Below are 16,623 nucleotides of genomic sequence, written 5' to 3'. Positions count from 1 at the left end.
ACCTCTGAACAGCCACAAAAAAGCCGCGCTGGCCACCCGCGTGATCCACGCCGGCCAGGCGCCCGATCCGTCGACCGGCGCCATCATGCCGCCGATCTACGCCACCTCCACCTTCGTGCAGGACAGCCCCGGCGTGCACAAGGGCCTGGACTACGGCCGCTCGCACAACCCCACCCGCTGGGCGCTGGAGCGCTGCGTGGCCGACCTGGAAGGCGGCGCCCAGGGCTACGCCTTCGCCTCCGGCCTGGCGGCGATCTCGACGGTGCTGGAGCTGGCCGACGCCGGCTCGCACATCATCGCCGGCGACGACATGTACGGCGGCACCTACCGCCTGTTCGAGCGGGTACGCCGGCGCAGCGCGGGCCACGACTTCAGCTACGTCGACCTGACCAACCCGGAAAACCTGCTGGCCGCGATCCGGCCGGAAACCAAAATGGTGTGGGTCGAAACGCCGACCAACCCGATGCTCAAGCTGGCCGACCTGAAGGCGATCGCCAGGATCTGCCGCGAACGCGGCATCATCGCCGTGGCCGACAACACCTTCGCCAGCCCGATGGTGCAGCGGCCGCTGGAACACGGCTTCGACATCGTGGTCCATTCGACCACCAAGTACCTGAACGGCCACTCGGACATCATCGGCGGCATCGCCGTGGTGGGCGGCGAGCCGCACCAGAAGGAATGGTGCGAACAGGTCGGTTTCCTGCAGAACTCGGTGGGCGCCATCGCCGGCCCGTTCGACAGCTTCCTGGCGCTGCGCGGCGTGAAGACGCTGGCGATCCGCATGGAGCGCCACTGCCGCAGCGCGCTGGAACTGGCGCGCTGGCTGGAACAACAGCCGGAAGTGCGCAAGGTCTACTACCCCGGCCTGGCATCGCACCCGCAGCACGAACTGGCCAAGCGCCAGATGGATGGCTTCGGCGGCATCATCTCGATCGACCTGAAGACCGACCTGCCGGGCGCGCGCCGCTTCCTGGAAAGCTGCTCGGTGTTCGCGCTGGCCGAAAGCCTGGGCGGGGTCGAAAGCCTGATCGAGCATCCGGCGCTGATGACGCACGCCACCATACCGCCGGCCACGCGCGCCAGGCTGGGCATCGGCGACGGCCTGATACGGCTGTCGGTGGGAATCGAGGATATAGAGGATTTAAGGGCCGATATTCGCCGTTCGCTCGATGCGATTTAGGTGCTAGTATCCGGGAATCGCGTAATCAGCCCGAGACCTCATGGAATTCCTCTTAATCATCATCGGCGTACTGGCCATCGGAGCGCTCTACTCGCTCGGTGTGGCCAGCGCCAAGCCGGTGCCCGGCAGCGACTTTTACAAGGTGTCGAAGGATGGCCGCGTGCTGGCCTCCGGCGGCCCCAAGGTGACGGCGCTGCGGCCCAAGGTGACGCCGGACGGCTTGATGGTCAAGCTGCGCAACGGCAACCGCACCGGCGAGTTCCTGGTGCACAACCTGGTGGCCGAGGCACACCTGCCCAATCCATCGGGCCTGAAGTACGTGCGCCACAAGGACGGCAACCCGCGCAACAACAAGGTCGAGAATCTGGCCTGGAGCAAGGAACCGGAAGTCCCGCCCGTCGCGGCGCCGGTGCCGCCTCCGGCACCAGTGGCGCCGCAGACGCGCCATGCCTCACCTGCGGCGCGGGCCGCGGCGGCAGCGCTGGCCGCGGCAGCGGCGGAAGCGGAAGCCCGCTCAGCTCCGGCGAAGACCATCGGCGATGCCCTGCCCGGCGGCGCGCCTCAGTCGCCTGGGTGATACTTGCGTTCCAGGTGCTGCTCCACGTCCGCCTTGTAGAACAACACGTCCTTGAACTCCCCGCGCGCGTACATCGCGGCCTGGTCGCTGAAATGCGGCGAGGCCGGATTGCCGCTCTGTCCGCCCGCCAGGATGCTGCGCGCCTTGATGCGCGGCCCGAACTCCACCGCCGCCACAAAGCTGTTACCGCGCTCGCCGTAGATCTTTTTGGTCTTGGCCTTGCTGGTCATTCCATATGCGGCCAGCGAACCCCAGTTGGCCGACGCGAACGCCACCGGCAAACTCGGCTTGCTGTCGTCGAAAGGCTGGACGATGTCGCCGGTCAGCCGCTGGAAGCGATTGATCTCGCCCCACGGCGTCTGCCACGTGCCGAAGTCCGCCGCCAGCTTGGCCGTCGCGCGCTCCAGTGCCTGCAGGCGCTGCTGCGGCGTGATCGCGGCCTGGATGTAATCGAGCACCAGCACCTCGCGCGCCTTGGCCGCCGGCCCGTAGGTGGCAGACAGGTCCTGCGCCCAGAAGATCGCCAGCGAGGTCGGCACCGACTCCAGCGCATAGCGCATATTCCAGCCGCGCAGCGCGGCGATCTGCGGCGCCAGGCCGGCCTTGAGCGCATCGCCCTCCGGCAATTCATCCCACGCGGCGAACAATTGCGGCAGCAGCGGCTCGAAGGCCGGCAGCTGGGTGTCGTAGGCGCTGGCGATCAGGCTGTCGAGCGTGAAATTCTTCTTGTTCTCCAGCACCCGCACCGCGTGGATGCCGCGCGGGTTCTCGGGATTCATCGACATATAGGCCGGATAGTCGCGCGCCTTGGGGCTGTATGCGCCGGCCGCCGTGTACGGCCAGTTGTTGGTGTTCTGGATCCAGCCGTTCTTCGGATTGAACAGCGTGATGGTGTCCTTCACCGGGTGCAGGCCCTGCCACTCGGTGGCCGGATCGCTGCCGTCGACCGGATGCTTCCAGTCGAACTTGGGATCGCGCTTGGGGATGAAGTTGCCGTGGAAGTAGGCGATATTGCCGTCGGCGTCGGCGTACACGGTGTTGTTGGACGAATTGGTGCGCAGCTCCATCGCCTTGTAGAACTCCTTGTAACTGCGCGCCTTGGTGCGCAGATAGGATTGCGTCAGCGCCTTCAACGGCTGGTTCATCAGCCGCACGGCGATCCACTTGCCGTCCTTGGCGCGCACGATGGGGCCGTGGTGGCTGTAGTAGACCTTGACCACCTTGCTGGCCATGCCGGCCGCCGTCTTGTACGGCAGCGTGATGTCGACCGCCTTCAACGGCCGCAGCTCCCGGCCGTACTGGTAGTGGAACTGACCGTCCTTGTCGCTGATGGTCTCCAGGTATTCGTCGATGACGTCGCCGCCGCCGGAGGTGTGCATCCAGCCCAGGCGCTCGTTGAAGCCCTGGTAGACGAAGAACTGGCCCCAGGTCACGGCGCCGTAGGCGTTCAGGCCCTGCTCGCTGTGCACCTGCACTTCGGGACGGAAGTAGAACGAGGTGTGCGGATTGATCAGCAGCAGCGCGTGGCCGTGCTTGCTCAGCGCCGGCGCGATGGCGAAACCGTTGGAGCCGCCCGGTTCCTTGTCCAGCTCGATGTCGCCCTGGCGCGCCGACAGCAGCACCGGCGGCGCCAGCGGCAGCCTGGCGCCGTTGGCGTACAGCTCCTGCAGCTGCTTCAGGTCCACCGATTCGATGTCGCCGCCGATGCTGCCCTCGCTGAAGCTGAGCGCCATCCACGGCTCGAAGCGGGCGATCAGCGCCGGCTTCACCTGCGGGTGCGTGGCCAGGTAGTAGTTCAAGCCGTCGGCGTAGGCCACCATCAGCTGCTTCAGCCACGCCGGGCTTAGCGCGTACTGCGCCTGCAGGTCGGCCGGATTGATGAACAGCTTCATGCGCAGGTCGCGATACAGCTCGGCCTCGCCCTCGACCTCGGCCAGCCGGCCCATGGCGTTGATGTAATTGAGCTCGACCCGCTTGAAGTCGTCCTCGGCCTGCGCGTACATCAGGCCGAACACGGCGTCGGCGTCGGTCTTGCCGTAGACGTGGGGAATGCCCCACTTGTCGCGCAGGATGGTCACGCGCTGGGCCGCGGCCTTCAGGCGCGCGGCCTCCGCCGCCGGGGGCGCCGCCACCGCCGGACCTATCGTGACACTGGCGACACTGGCAACACAACACATCAGGGCTAAGCTTGAACGCATCGACAGACTCCGGGCGGTGGGGGGAAGTACAACTTAGCTGGCGTCGACCAGCTCCGAGATACGCAGTTGCAGCGCGGTGATTTCCGCCCGCAGCGCCGCGTTCTTTTCCTTGAGCGAGGCGTTTTCGGCGCGCAGCTCGTCGGCCTCGGTCAGCGGCCGGCCGTACTCGCCGCCGCCCTCCTTCGCCTCCTTGGCGGGACGCGAGGCGGCGCGCAGGTCGCGCACTTCCTTGGCGGCCTTCTGCAATTCCTTCTTGCCGCCGGCGACCGCGGCCACCTGGTCGGCTTCCGGCAGCGAGGCCACGGTGGCGGCGGCGTTGATCGAGATGGTGCCGGAACGGACCGCCTCCACCAGCTCCGGCGTCGCCGTCTTCTGGATCTTTTCGATCTGGCTGATGGTGGCGCTGCTCAGGCGGGCGGCGCGGGCGATGTCCTCGCGCGAGGTCAGCGGCATGGCGGCCGGCTTGGCCTTGGACGCCTCGCCTTCCGGCGGCGCGATCGCGGCGTCCTCGGCGGCGGCCTGCGCGGCCAGCTCGACCACGCGGGCGGTGACGATCTCCTTCTTGCGCAGCGCCAGCACGCCGCGCTGGTAGTCGGAAATGCTGCGGCGGCCCAGGTTGTTATCGATCATCCACAGCTTGACATCGTCCAGGCTGCGGAAACTGGTGTTTTCCGTCACCTTGAACGGAATGCCGTGCTGCTGGCAGATCTGGTAGCGGTTGTGGCCATCGACCAGCACGTCTTCCCACAGCACCAGCGCGTCGCGGCAGCCTTCCACCAGGATGCTGCGCTCCAGCGCCGCGTATTCGGCCTCGGTCAGCGGCTCGATGTAGGCGCGCAACACGTCGTTGATTTTGATTTGCATAGTTATCCTCGAATTACCGGCGGGCCGGCGCCAATGCGCCCGGCCAAATCGCCGTCCAGCATGCTACACCATCCGCGCACGCCGCCAAAGCCCCAAGCCGGGATGGCGACTAAGGCAATCTTAAGAAATCTGCATTATTATGCATCCCAGTCAACCAGCTTTCTCCGCCAATTGACACCAAGCCCCGACAGGTCCACAGCCTGCCCGGGGCTTTTCCATGTCTGGGGAGGATTGCTTTTGCCGGTGCCTTACTGCATGATTCAGCTTCCTCAATCAAGGCCTGACCATGATCAACTACATAATCAACGTGTCCTTTACCGAAGCCCAGCCCGAAACCATCGTGCGCCTGAGCTTCGAGTTGTCGAAATACAATATCGCCGCCGGCGTCAAGGCCGACGATGGCCGTGGCTACCACCTGCCACCCGGCACCTTCATGTACTTCGGCAATGAGACCATCAACGAAGTGCGCGACGCCGTCCACCGCCTGGCGGAAAGCATCAAGCCTGGCGCCTCGGTGCTGGTGACCGAGGCGGCGTCGCTGTCGTGGAGCGGCCTCAAGGAAGTGCCGGCCGCCTGAGCGCCAGTCACGGGGTGACGGCGGGCACGGTCAGGGTGAAGGTGACGCCCTTGCCGCAAGCGCTGTCGAGCTTGATATCGCCCTTGAGCACGCCATGGGCCAGGTTGTGCACGATGAACATGCCCAGGCCCGAGCCGCCCTGCCCCAGCTTGGTGGTATAGAAAGGCTCGAACACCTTGCGGTGCAACTCGGGCGCGATGCCGGCGCCGTCATCCTGGTAAATGATCTCGACCTGTTCCCGCAGCTGGCGGGCGTCGATCACGATGCGGCCGCCGGCGTCGCCGAAGCCGTGCCGGATCGAGTTCATGATCAGATTGCTGAGTATCTGCTCCAGATCGCCGGGATAGGCATCCATCTCGATGCCGGCCGGTATCCGTAACTCCACCCCGACATGGGCATGCCGCATCGCCGTGCCCAGCGTGTGCAGGATATCGCCCACCGTCTCGCGCAGGTCGAACACGCGGCGCCGCTGGCTGGTCTGGTCCACCGCCACCTTCTTGAAACTGTCGATCATCTCGCCGGCCCGCTGCGCGCTGCGCACCAGGATGACGCTGGCGTTGATGCACTCGTCCACCGAGGCGAACAGCACGCTCTTGGTCAAGGTGCCCTCGACCACCGACTTCGACAACTCGCTCAGGCGGTCGCCCAGCGCCGACGCCATCATGACGATATTGCCGATCGGCGTGTTGAGCTCGTGCGCCACGCCCGCGACGATGCCCCCCAGCGAGGCCAGCTTTTCCGATTCGACGATCTGGTCCATCGCCCGCCTCAGCTCCTGGGTCCGTTGTTCGACGCGCCGCTCCAGGTCCTCGTTGAGCTGGCGCAAGCGCAGCTCGCTCTCCTTCAGCGCCGCCTCGGTGGCCTGGCGCACCTTGCACTCCTGCCCCAGGTTCTGCGCCAGCGCGGACAGTTCGGCCGTGCGTTCGTGCACCATGCCTTCCAGGTTGACCTTGCGGTATTCGATCTCCATGCGCTGGGCGTACAGCTCGCAGAACACCCTGACCTTGCTGCGCAACACCAGCGGTTCGATCGGTTTGATCAGGTAGTCGACCGCGCCCGATTCGTAGCCCTTGAATATATGGTTCTTCTCGTTCATGCCGGCCGTCACGAAAATGATCGGCAAGTGGCAGGTCTTGGGATTGGTGCGCAGCAGCGTGGCCGTTTCCAGGCCATTCATCTCGGGCATCTGGACATCCAGCAGGATCAGGGCGAAATCGCATTTCAGGCTCTGGCGCAGGGCTTCGTTGCCGGAGTTGGCGGCCACCAGTTCCAGGTCCAGCCCCATGTCCGACAGCAGGGCGGCGAGCGCCGTCAGGTTCTCGGGACGGTCATCGACCATCAGCACCGGAATCTTGTTAGCGTCCACTGTGTTTTCCTTTACGTCCATGCGCGCCGGCCAAGGCCTGGAACAGCGCCCCCAGACCGGCCAGGGGCACCACATAATCCGCCTGCACGGCGGCCAGCGCCGCCAGCGGCATGCCCGGGCTGGCGGCGTCGGCCGGGTCCTGCACCACGGCCAGCCCGCCCTTCTGCTTGATCGCCCGTAGGCCCTGGCTGCCGTCGGCGTTTGCTCCAGTCAATATTACCCCGATCAGGGCCGGGCCGAAAGCGCGCGCCGCCGACTCGAACAACACGTCGATCGAGGGCCGCGCATAACTGACGGCCGCGTCCGTGCTGAGCGCCAGCGTGCCGTCGCGCTCCACCATCAGGTGGTAATTGGCCGGCGCCAGGTAAACCGTGGCCGGCTCGATGCGTTCGCGCTCCTCGGCCTCCTTGACGCGCAGCGCGCAACCGCGGCCCAGCATCCCGGCCAGGGCGCCGTCCGAGTCGGCCGAAATATGCTGCACCACCAGCATCGGCCAGGGCAAGTCGGCCGGCAACGATGCCAGCAGCAGCTTCAGCGCGCTGACGCCGCCGGCCGACACGCCCAGCACGATGGCCCGGTATGGCGCGCGCTTAGGCATAGGGCTTGCGATAAATGCTCAGGTTGGGGGCGAAGCGCTCGTAACGCTGGTGCTGCGGGCGGCTGTCGAGCCGCTCCTTCATGCCCAGGCACAGGAAGCCGCCCGGCTGCAGGCAATGCTCGAACAGGCGCAGGCAGCGGTCCTTGAGCTCGCCCTTGAAATAAATCATGACGTTGCGGCACAACACCAGGTTCATTTCGCCGACGTCGCTGTCGGTGACCAGGTTGTGCTGGACAAACACCAGATGCTCGCGCAGGCCGGAGGCCAGGATGGCATTGTCGTAGCGGGCCGTGTAGTAGTCGGCGAACGACGCCGTGCCGCCGCTCAGCTGGTAGTTGCGGGTGGCCGCCTGCATGGCCCGCAGCGGGTAGATGCCATCGCGCGCGCGCGTCAGCACGGCCTCGTTGAGGTCGGTCGCGTAGATGCGGTAGCGCCCGGCCAGCCCGGATTCCTGCAACAGGATCGCCATCGAATAGGCTTCCTCGCCGCTGGCGCAGCCGGCATGCCAGATCTTGACGAAGGGATAGGTCTGCAAGAAGGGGATCACCTTTTGCCGCAGCGCCAGGAAGAACGGCGGGTCGCGGAACATCTCCGTCACATTCACGGTGATCCCTTGCAGCAGCGTCTCGAAGCAGGCCGGATCGCGCAGCAGCCGGGCCTGGGCCTGGGAAAACGTCGCGTGGCCGGAGCCGGCCAGCCACAGCCGCAGGCGGCGCTTGAACGAGGCCTCGGTGTAGCCGCTGAAGTCGTGGCCGTACACCTGGCGCACGCCCTGCAACAGCAAGCCGATTTCCACATCCTCGATAGCGTCCTGGTCCATGGGTCGGCTCCTAGCGGCTGGTCCAGACCCGCAGCAGCGACATCAGCTTGTCGGTGTCGATCGGCTTGGCCAGGTAGTCGCTGGCGCCGGCCTCCAGGCATTTCTGATGGTCGCCCTGCATCACCTTGGCCGTCATCGCGATGATCGGCAAGCCGCTGAAGCGGCGGTCGGCGCGGATCCGCCGCATCGCCTCGTAGCCGTCCATCTCCGGCATCATGATATCCATCAGCACCACGCTGACGCCGCGATGCTCTTCCAGCCGCAGCAGCGCCTCGCGGCCGTTGTCGGCCTCCAGCACCACCATGCCCTTCTCGGACAGCAGGCTGGTGAGCGAGAAGATGTTGCGCATATCGTCGTCGACGATCAGCACGGTCTTGCCTTCCAACACCGCCTCCTTGTCGATCGCGGCCCGTATCATGCGCTGGCGCGACGGCTCCATCTTGCTTTCGACCATGTGCAGGAACAGCGTCACCTCGTTCAGCAGGCGTTCCGGACTCTTGGCGCCCTTGATGATGATGCGCTCGGCATAGCGCTGCAACTGGCGCTCCTGCTCGCGCGTCAGGTCGCGCCCGGAATGGATGATGACCGGTATCCGGCGCGCCTGCTCCATGCCCTGGATGTGCTCCAGCAGCTCGAAGCCCGACATGTCGGCCAGCCCCAGGTCGAGCACCATGCAATCGTAGCGGCCGGCCGCCAGCAGCGCCATCGCCTCGCGGCCGCTGGCGGCGACGGTCAGCACCACCTCGCGCTCGCCCAGCAGGGCCTTCAAGCTGGCCGCCTCGGCCGGGTTGTCCTCGACGATCAGCAACTGCTTGAGCGAATGGTCGAGCGCGCTTTCGACCGTGCCCAGCACCTGGTCCAGCTGGGCCGCGCTGACCGGCTTGGTGACCAGGCCGATCGCCCCCATCGCCATGGCGCGCTGGCGCTCCTCCAGGCAGGTGATGAAGTGGACCGGGATGTGGCGCGTCTCGGCGCTGTCCTTCAGGCTGCGCATCACGCCCCAGCCGTCCAGGCCCGGCAGCATCACGTCGAGCAGGATGGCGCTGGGCAGGTAGTGCCGGGCCAGCGCGATGCCGCCGGCGCCGTCCAGCGCGACCAGGGCGGCGTAGCCGCGCTGGCGCACCATGTCCATCAGGATGCCGGCGAAGTTGCGGTCGTCCTCGACGATCAGGATGCAGCGCGCCTCCGGCTCCAGCGTGGCGCGGTCGTCGGCCAGCGCCTGCGGCGGCAGCGGCGCGCCGGCCAGCGGAGCCGACGCGAACGGCGGCGGCGCGGACGGCGGCGGCAGCGCGCCCGGCGGATCCCCGGCGGCTTCAGCGGCGGCGGGCGCCGCCAGCGGCAGGCACAGGGTGAAGCTGCTGCCCTGCCCCTCGACGCTGTGCAGGCTCAGGCTGCCGCCCATCTTGCGCGCCAGCTGCAGCGAGATCGACAGGCCCAGCCCGGTGCCGCCGTACTGGCGGCTGATGCCGCCGTCGGCCTGCTTGAATGCTTCGAAGATCAACTCCTGCTTGCTGGCCGGCACCCCGATGCCGGTGTCGACCACCGTCCAGCACAGCGCCGGCTGTCCCAGCGGATTGGCGGCCGCGTCGGCCAGCGACACCCGCAACACCACCTCGCCGGCGGGGGTGAACTTGACGGCGTTGGCGATCAGATTCTTCAGGATCTGCCCGGTGCGCTGCAGATCGAGCGCCACCCGCGGCGGCACCTCCGGCGCGACCTCGGTGTGGAAGCGCAAGCCCTTCTGTTCAGCCTGCAAATGGAACAGGTCGTGCATGTCCTCGCACAGTTGCAGCGGCGCCAGCAACTCATAGCTGAACTCGACCTGGCCCGCCTCGACCTTGGACAGGTCGAGGATATCGTTGATCAGGTTGAGCAAGTCCTGGCCGGCGCCATGGATGGTGCTGGCGTAGTCGACCTGCTTGGGCGTGAGCGTCTGGCTCTTGTTCTCCTTGAGCAGGCCCGACAGGATCAGCATGCTGTTCAGCGGCGTGCGCAGCTCATGCGACATATTGGCCATGAACTCGCTCTTGTAGGCGCTGACCTTTTGCAGCTCCTCGGCCTTGCGCCATATGTCGCGGCTGGCCTGCTCCACCTCGGCATGCTTGAGGCGCAGCTGCTCGCGCTGGGCTTCCAGCAAGTCGGCGCGTTCGGCCAGCTCCTCATTGGTCTGCTGCAGCTCTTCCTGCTGCACCCGCAACTCCTCGGCCTGCTGCTCGGTCTCGACCAGCAAGCCCCTGGTGCGCTGGCGCGATTGATTGACCTCGAAGCCGATCGCCAGCGCCTCGCGCACCGACTCCAGCAAGTCCAGCTCGGCCGCGCGGAAGGCGCGGAACGCCGCCAGCTCGATCGCCCCCACCAGGTTGTCGCCGTGCAGCAGCGGCACCAGCATCAGGTTGCCGGGGTCGGCGTGGCCCAGCGCCGATCCCACCGGCAGATATCCGGCCGGAACATTGTCCACCAACAGGATGCGGCGCTCCCGCACCGCCTGACCCAGCAAGCCGTCGCCGCTGGCGATGCGCGCGCCCAGGTCGACGCCGCCCGGCAGCGCGTAGGCCGCCGCCAGATAGAACTGCTGGCTCTGCTCGTCATGCAGGAAAAAGGCGCCGACCCCGGCGCCGCTGCGCGTGGCCAGGTAGCCCAGGACTTTTTCAGCCAGCAAAGCGGTCTCCTGCTCGCCGCGCATCAGCGCATTGAGCTCGTTCTGCCCGCTCTTGAGCCAGTCGCGCGCCTGCTCCGCCGCGCGGCTGGCGCGCAGCGACAGGCCCATCTTGCGCATCGCATGATCGAGCGCCAGCTGGGCCTCGCCGATGCTGAACACGGACTTGAGCAACTGCCCCACCTCGTCGCCGGAGATGGCGCGCGGATCGACGGCGGGCAGCCGGGCCAGGACGATCTCCCGCTCCAGATTGCCGCCGGCGATGGCCTCGACCGCCTGGACCTTCTCGGCGCTGCCGGCGTTCAGCGCGCGCGCCGTCTCCAGCGCGGTCGCCAGCGGCCGCGCGATGCTGCGCTGATAAAAGAGCCGGATGAACAGCGCCAGCAGCAGCAGCATCAGCGCCAGCCCGGTCAGCACCTGGTAGACGATCGCCTGGCCGCTCGCCAGTTGCCGGCTCGAATCGACCTCCAGCACACCGCGCACATCGCCCAGCTTCCAGTTGGTGCGCGGGCTGCCGGCCAGACTGTTGTGGCAACTGACGCAAGTCTGGGCCACCATCCGGTCCGCCATCGCCACCCGCACCACCGTCTTGCCGCCGACGGTCTCGACCCGGGTAAACACCTTTTCGGGACTGCCCTGCAGAAAAGTCCAGGCGTCCTCGCCGAACTGGTCGAGGACACGGTCGCGCCGGTTGGGGAAGGGATAGGGGCTGTACAGGCGCAGGCTGGTGCCCGATTCCTTGAGCAGCGCGCTCAGGTCCAGGATCATGGTGGCCGGCAGCGGCACGGTGTCGGGCCGCGCCAGGTGGTCGAACGACACCCGCAGCTTGCCGTTCGCCATCACCTTGGACACCACGTTGTCGGTGTAGTACTTGCGCAGCAATTGGAACTGCCGCACGGTTTCCTGGCCGGCCTCGATGGCTTCCTGTTCCGCGTTGCGCTGTATCACCAGCGGCAGCAGGATCGCCGCGGCCAGCGCACTGAGCAGCAACAAGGCGCCGATCGGGACGAACAGTTTCCAGAACATGGAACGCGACAGCAAGGATCTCACGTTGCTACCCTCCCGTTAAGCACCAGCCGCATCCGCTGGCGCGACAGATTGGCGTCGAAGCCGACCGCGATGCTGTCGCGCGCCCGCTCGAGGAATTCCAGCTCGGCATCGGTGAACACGTGAAAGGCGCCGATCTCCAGCACGCCCACCAGCGTATCGCCGTGCAGCAGCGGCACCGCGCTGACGTTGCGCGGCGCCGCCGCGCCCAGGCCCGAGGCGATGCTGACGTAGTCCGGCGGCACCTCGTCGATGCAGATGCAGCAGCGTTCCCGCGCGGCCTGGCCCGCCAGGCCCTGGCCCAGTCCGAAGCGCTCGCCCAGCGCCCTGCGGCGGGTGTAGGCGTAGCTGGCGCACAAATACAGTTGCTGCGCGGCGTCGTCGTACAGATAGAAGGCGCCGACCTGGGCCCGCAGCCGGTGCGCCAGGCACTGCAGCACCTGCTCGGCCATCGGTCCGGTCTCGTGCTCGCCACGCATCAGGTCGCTCAACTCATTCAGGCCCGACTTGAGCCAGTCGCGGGCGCCCTCGGCCGCGCTGTTGGCGCGCAGCGCCACCGTCATCTGCCCGAACGCCAGGTCGAGCGAGCGCTGCACTTCGCTCATGCGTAGCACCGAACGCAGCAACTCGCCCACTTCATCGCCGGGAATCTTGTCGGGTGCGAGCGAGGGCGGCTCGGCCGGCACCAGCTCCCGCGTCAGGTCGCCGCTGGCGATGGCCTCGGTGACGGCGATCTTGTCGGCGGCGCCGGCGGTCATGGCGCGCGCCAGCTCCAGCGCCACGCCCAGCGGCGCCGTCACCGAGTGCACGATACGCCGCCCGAGCAGCACGGCCAGCAGCGCCAGCAGCACAATCGCGCCCATCAAGGTGTTGGCGACGCGGGTCAGGCGGCTGGCGCGCTGCCACAGCGAGGCGCTCAACTGGTCGAGCACCAGCTCGCTCACGCGGTACTGGCCGTCGATGGTCTCGCTAAACAGGCGATAGTACTCCAGCGAGGGAAAGCTGAGCTGCTCCGGCGCGATGATCTGCTCGTGCGCCAGCTGCAGCACCTGCGCGCCGGCGTTGCGGTTGGCCTGCACCACCTCGGCCAGCGTGTCGCGCAGCGCCTCGTTGCCGCCCATCGCCAGCGACAAGGAGTCATCGATGCTGTCGTAGTAATCCAGCGCGCGGTCGGAGCGCGAACGGATCAACATGCGCTGGGCCAGGTTGACCGTGCGCTCGACCAGGATGCCGCTGCCGACGCCGCGCAACTGCCCCAGCATCTCGCGCAGGGCGGGCGCGCGCACCATCGCCGCGTCGATCAGGAAATAGGTTTCGGCCTCGGGGTCGAGCCGCAGCTTGAACAGGTCGGCGATCAGCAGTTCCAGCTTGAGCAGCCGCACCACCAGTTCCGTATGCGACTTGAAACTGGCCTCGGCCGACTGGGATTGCCGGGTGATGTCATTGCTGAGCGTGAACCAGTCTTCGCGGATCCGCAGCCAGGCGACGTTGACGCCGCGATCGTCCAGGCGCCGCACCTGGCCTTCCACCGTGGCGATCGCGCGGTCGGCCTCGGCGTGCTTGGCCTCCTGCTCCGCCCGGACATCGTGAAAACCATTCAGGCGCATCGCCTGCAGGCCCCGGTGCTGCTGGACCAGCTGCACCAGCCGCAACACCGTGCGCACCGGCGCGATGCCCTGCGCCTCGGTCTGGGCGATCAGGACCGACTTGTTCGATTCGAGGACAAACAATACCGTGGGCAACGCCACCATGGCGGCCGCCAACAGCCCAAGCAGGAAGAATTTTTGCCTCAGCAAGAGCCGATTCAGCAAACCACCCATGTCCCCTCCCCGATGCGAACAGGGATGCCTGCCCGCCCCGCGCGCCAGCGCGGTTATTTCAGCGCGGTTATTTTCAAATGATTATAGGGGTATTACCCTGCGCCAACGAAAATATTTGACGCAAGTGTGGCGGGGGCTGGCGATTTGTGCGTTGCAGGCCGCTAGTTCCTGCCGGCCGCCTCGACGTAGACCTCGTCGCCGCAGCCGATCTCGCGCGGCGCCGCGGCGGCGGCGTTGCCGATCAATTGCGGCAGCTCGCCGCCGGTGCTGAAGTCGAGCGGCAGCGCCACCCGTATCTCCTGCAGGTATTTGCGCTGGGTGCACACCAGCGTGATGCTGGCCGCCACCCGGTCGCCGTAGCGCGCCCTGACCCGGTCGAAGAACTCGCCGACGCGGAAGCTCTTGCCGGCGTTGCCGAGCACGATCTGGCCCACTTCCGAATCGTTCACCACCCGCACCGCCGACACCGCCTTGATGAAATACTCGTCCGGCGGCAGCGCCTGGCATTTGCCGTGCTTGTTCCATTCATAGGCGCCGAAGGTGCGCTCGTAGTAGAAATTGGGCATCCACGGCGCCACCTTGGCGATGGTTTCCTTAGTCAACGCGAACGGCGCGCCGTCGCAGCTGCCGTAGTGGGTGCCGCATTCCTTCTTGTTCGGCCACAGGCCGTGCAGGCTCAGGGTTTTCGCTTCCAGCGCGCCGCTGTTCATGGCGTCGCACTCCGGCTTCTTGCCGTTGTAGGCCACGTGTTCGCAGAAGCCGGGCTGCCAGGTGATCGCCAGCACATAGCTGTCCTGCTTGTTGGCGATGCTGCACGACTCGCCGCCGGCCTGGCTGCCGGCCGGCGGCTTGGACGCCTGTTCGGCCAGCGCCGGCGTGCCGCAGCTGCGCTGCACCCAGCGCAGCTGCGGCTGGGCACCGGGCACGTCCACCCGCAGCCAGTCGTAATCGACCTTGTTAATCTCGCGCACCGTGTAGGCGGTGCCGGCCACGAGCTTGGCCTCGCCCGGATTGCTGCGCTTGGCGAAGGACGCGAACGCCTCGCAGGACTGGGTCGCGGTGAATTTACCGCTGGCCGATTCGCTGGCGCCGGCGTCGAGCGCGGCTACGGCCAGCAGCAACAGGGCTGCGAGATGACGATGCATGGGAACTCCGAAGGTGGGGATAGTCGCGCTATTCTATTACAGCCAGCCGGCATCGCGCGCCAGGCGGAACGCTTCGACCCGGTTGCCGGCGTCGAGCTTGTTGATCGCGTCCGACAGGTAGTTGCGCACCGTGCCTTCGGACAGATGGATCTGGCGCGCGATGTCGCCGCTGCTGCGGCCCTCGCCCGCCAGCCGCAGCACCTGCCGCTCGCGCTCGTTGAGCGGATCCTGCTGGCCGCTCCAGCTCTCCAGCGCCAGCTCCGGCGCGATGGCGCGCCCGCCTCCATGCACGGTGCGGATCGCCGCCGCCAGCGTCTCGGCCGGCGCATCCTTGAGCAGGTAACCGCGCACGCCGGCGCCCAGCGCGCGCCGCAGATAGCCGCTGCGGGCGAAGGTGGTGACGATCATCACCCGCGTCGGCAGGCTGTGCCCGGACAGCGCGGCGGCCAGCTCCAGCCCGGTCATCAGCGGCATCTCGATATCGGTCAACAGGATGTCCGGCCGCAGCGCCAGGCACTGCGCCAGCGCCTCCTGGCCGTTGGCGGCCCGGCCCACCACATCCAGGTCGCCCTCCAGCCCCAGCAGCGCCGCCAGCGCGCCCAGCACCAGCGCCTGGTCTTCGGCGATCACCACTCGTATCATCGTCATGCGGCTGCTCCCATCGGCAAACTCAATTCCAGCGCCAGGCCGCGATCGGCCCGCAGCGCCAGCCGCCCGCCCAGCGCGGCCACCCTTTCCTTCATGCCGCGCAGGCCCGAGCCGTGCACGATGGCGCCACCCTCCTGCGCGCGGCCGTTGTCGCGCACCCGCAGCAGCACCATGCCCGACTCCAGCGCCATCCGCACCTCGCAATGGGAGGCGCCGGCGTGGCGCAGGATGTTGGTCACCGCCTCGCGCAGCGCCAGCGACAGCACATTCTCCAGCGCCGGCGGCAACACGAACGGCTGCACCTGCTCGGTGAAGCCGACATTGGCCGCCGCCAGGCTGGCGCGCGCCGTCGCCAGTTCATGCGCGAAGCCGGTCTGGCGGATGCCGGTCACCGCCGAGCGCACCTCGCTCAAGGCCTTGCGCGCGGTCTGCTCGATGTCGCGGATCTCGCTGCGGCAGGCTTGCGGATCGCGTTCCAGCAGCTTGCCCGCCAGCTCGGCCTTCAAGGTGATCATCGACAGCGTATGGCCCAGCAGGTCGTGCAGGTCGCGTGAGATGCGTTCGCGCTCGGCGATGCGCGCCATGTGGGCCACCTCCTCCTGCTTGCGCAGCAGCTGGTCGCGCGAACGGCGCACGTTCTCTTCCATGATGCTGGCAAAGCCGATCGGGCCGCCGACCACCAGCACCGGCACCAGGAAATTGATCTTCAGCGTGACGGAGGGGGTCATCAGGCAAGCGCACAGCAGCACCAGTGCTATCCCCAGATAGGCGTGGCGGCGGCGCTCGAAGCGCGCGCACATGGCGCTGGCGAAAATGAAAAAAGTGCTGGCGCCGGCGTTGTACGGCGCCCACAGCACGCCCAGCAGCACCATGACCAGCAGCAGCGGCACCACCCGCAGATTGCTGCGCCAGAAGCTGGCGAAATACACCGGAAAGAACACCAGCACCGTCAGTACCAGCCACACCAGCTCCGCCGCGCTGGGACCGACGTAGGCATACTTCCACACCAGGAACAGCAGCGACCACACCCACAAATAAGGGCCCTTGCCCATCGCCGGCGGCACCCACGGCCCGCCCAGCGCGCTCTTCAAGCTGTGTAGCATCCCCACGTCCGTCCTTCGCTCAAG

General features: G+C 67.1%; 13 protein-coding genes. 3 read left to right on the top strand and 10 right to left on the bottom strand.

Annotated elements, in window-relative coordinates; translation table 11 throughout:
* Nucleotides 1-4 precede the first annotated feature (4 nt).
* Together AC1RMD_RS20520 and AC1RMD_RS20515 are read left to right on the top strand one after the other, a co-directional pair.
* A complete protein-coding gene (locus tag AC1RMD_RS20520) occupies nt 5-1,180 on the top strand; it encodes a trans-sulfuration enzyme family protein (RefSeq protein WP_492928911.1) in 1,176 nt (391 codons plus the stop codon).
* Between the two features lie 40 nt (nt 1,181-1,220).
* Complete coding sequence (locus AC1RMD_RS20515; protein ID WP_492928843.1) at nt 1,221-1,757, top strand: HNH endonuclease; 537 nt, start codon at nt 1,221-1,223, stop codon at nt 1,755-1,757.
* Here AC1RMD_RS20515 and AC1RMD_RS20510 read toward each other — a convergent pair.
* Both AC1RMD_RS20510 and AC1RMD_RS20505 read right to left on the bottom strand, forming a co-directional pair.
* On the bottom strand, nt 1,742-3,955 hold the full coding sequence (locus AC1RMD_RS20510) for an acylase (protein WP_492928841.1): 2,214 nt from the start codon (nt 3,953-3,955) through the stop codon (nt 1,742-1,744). The genes AC1RMD_RS20515 and AC1RMD_RS20510 overlap by 16 nt on opposite strands.
* A gap of 33 nt (nt 3,956-3,988) precedes the next feature.
* Nucleotides 3,989-4,819: a ParB N-terminal domain-containing protein gene (locus tag AC1RMD_RS20505; RefSeq protein WP_492928840.1), complete on the bottom strand. Its 831-nt coding sequence runs from the start codon at nt 4,817-4,819 to the stop codon at nt 3,989-3,991.
* A 286-nt stretch (nt 4,820-5,105) separates the two neighbouring features.
* Between AC1RMD_RS20505 and AC1RMD_RS20500 the strand changes: the two genes are divergently transcribed.
* Nucleotides 5,106-5,396, top strand: a complete 291-nt coding sequence (locus AC1RMD_RS20500; RefSeq protein ID WP_492928838.1) for a hypothetical protein — start codon at nt 5,106-5,108, stop codon at nt 5,394-5,396.
* A 7-nt stretch (nt 5,397-5,403) separates the two neighbouring features.
* On the opposite strand, the gene AC1RMD_RS20495 is transcribed toward AC1RMD_RS20500, so the two are convergent.
* The 8 genes from AC1RMD_RS20495 to AC1RMD_RS20460 all read right to left on the bottom strand — a co-directional run bounded on the left by AC1RMD_RS20495 (nt 5,404) and on the right by AC1RMD_RS20460 (nt 16,599).
* A complete protein-coding gene (locus tag AC1RMD_RS20495; protein WP_492928836.1) occupies nt 5,404-6,762 on the bottom strand; it encodes an ATP-binding protein in 1,359 nt (452 codons plus the stop codon).
* On the bottom strand, nt 6,752-7,360 hold the full coding sequence (locus AC1RMD_RS20490) for a chemotaxis protein CheB (protein WP_492928833.1): 609 nt from the start codon (nt 7,358-7,360) through the stop codon (nt 6,752-6,754). Before AC1RMD_RS20490 ends, AC1RMD_RS20495 begins: the two co-directional genes overlap by 11 nt.
* Entirely contained in the window at nt 7,353-8,180 is an 828-nt protein-coding gene (locus AC1RMD_RS20485) for a CheR family methyltransferase (protein ID WP_492928832.1), read from the bottom strand. The genes AC1RMD_RS20490 and AC1RMD_RS20485 overlap by 8 nt, the downstream gene beginning before the upstream one ends.
* A gap of 10 nt (nt 8,181-8,190) precedes the next feature.
* Nucleotides 8,191-11,886, bottom strand: a complete 3,696-nt coding sequence (locus AC1RMD_RS20480; RefSeq protein WP_492928828.1) for a response regulator — start codon at nt 11,884-11,886, stop codon at nt 8,191-8,193.
* Nucleotides 11,883-13,679, bottom strand: a complete 1,797-nt coding sequence (locus AC1RMD_RS20475; RefSeq protein WP_492928826.1) for a GAF domain-containing protein — start codon at nt 13,677-13,679, stop codon at nt 11,883-11,885. Before AC1RMD_RS20475 ends, AC1RMD_RS20480 begins: the two co-directional genes overlap by 4 nt.
* A gap of 185 nt (nt 13,680-13,864) precedes the next feature.
* Nucleotides 13,865-14,848, bottom strand: a complete 984-nt coding sequence (locus tag AC1RMD_RS20470; protein WP_492928824.1) for a ribonuclease T2 family protein — start codon at nt 14,846-14,848, stop codon at nt 13,865-13,867.
* 36 nt (nt 14,849-14,884) lie between these two features.
* The gene (locus tag AC1RMD_RS20465) at nt 14,885-15,496 is read right to left on the bottom strand and encodes a response regulator (RefSeq protein WP_492928822.1); all 612 of its coding nucleotides are present in this window, start codon (nt 15,494-15,496) and stop codon (nt 14,885-14,887) included.
* A complete protein-coding gene (locus tag AC1RMD_RS20460; RefSeq protein WP_492928820.1) occupies nt 15,493-16,599 on the bottom strand; it encodes a sensor histidine kinase in 1,107 nt (368 codons plus the stop codon). Before AC1RMD_RS20460 ends, AC1RMD_RS20465 begins: the two co-directional genes overlap by 4 nt.
* Nucleotides 16,600-16,623 lie beyond the last annotated feature (24 nt).

It is taken from the genome of Duganella sp. GW822-FHT06D06 (assembly GCF_058799615.1).
Note: the sequence above shows the minus strand (reverse complement) of the source record. Positions and strands in the feature narration are given on the sequence as shown.

What these genes read in the sequence shown, in the direction of transcription:
- AC1RMD_RS20510 (WP_492928841.1), bottom strand. Translation starts at nt 3,955, where the DNA reads ATGCGTTCAAGCTTAGCCCTGATGTGTTGTGTTGCCAGTGTCGCCAGT.
- AC1RMD_RS20470 (WP_492928824.1), bottom strand. Translation starts at nt 14,848, where the DNA reads ATGCATCGTCATCTCGCAGCCCTGTTGCTGCTGGCCGTAGCCGCGCTC.
- AC1RMD_RS20490 (WP_492928833.1), bottom strand. Translation starts at nt 7,360, where the DNA reads ATGCCTAAGCGCGCGCCATACCGGGCCATCGTGCTGGGCGTGTCGGCC.
- AC1RMD_RS20500 (WP_492928838.1), top strand. Translation starts at nt 5,106, where the DNA reads ATGATCAACTACATAATCAACGTGTCCTTTACCGAAGCCCAGCCCGAA.
- AC1RMD_RS20515 (WP_492928843.1), top strand. Translation starts at nt 1,221, where the DNA reads ATGGAATTCCTCTTAATCATCATCGGCGTACTGGCCATCGGAGCGCTC.
- AC1RMD_RS20465 (WP_492928822.1), bottom strand. Translation starts at nt 15,496, where the DNA reads ATGACGATGATACGAGTGGTGATCGCCGAAGACCAGGCGCTGGTGCTG.
- AC1RMD_RS20460 (WP_492928820.1), bottom strand. Translation starts at nt 16,599, where the DNA reads ATGCTACACAGCTTGAAGAGCGCGCTGGGCGGGCCGTGGGTGCCGCCG.
- AC1RMD_RS20485 (WP_492928832.1), bottom strand. Translation starts at nt 8,180, where the DNA reads ATGGACCAGGACGCTATCGAGGATGTGGAAATCGGCTTGCTGTTGCAG.
- AC1RMD_RS20505 (WP_492928840.1), bottom strand. Translation starts at nt 4,819, where the DNA reads ATGCAAATCAAAATCAACGACGTGTTGCGCGCCTACATCGAGCCGCTG.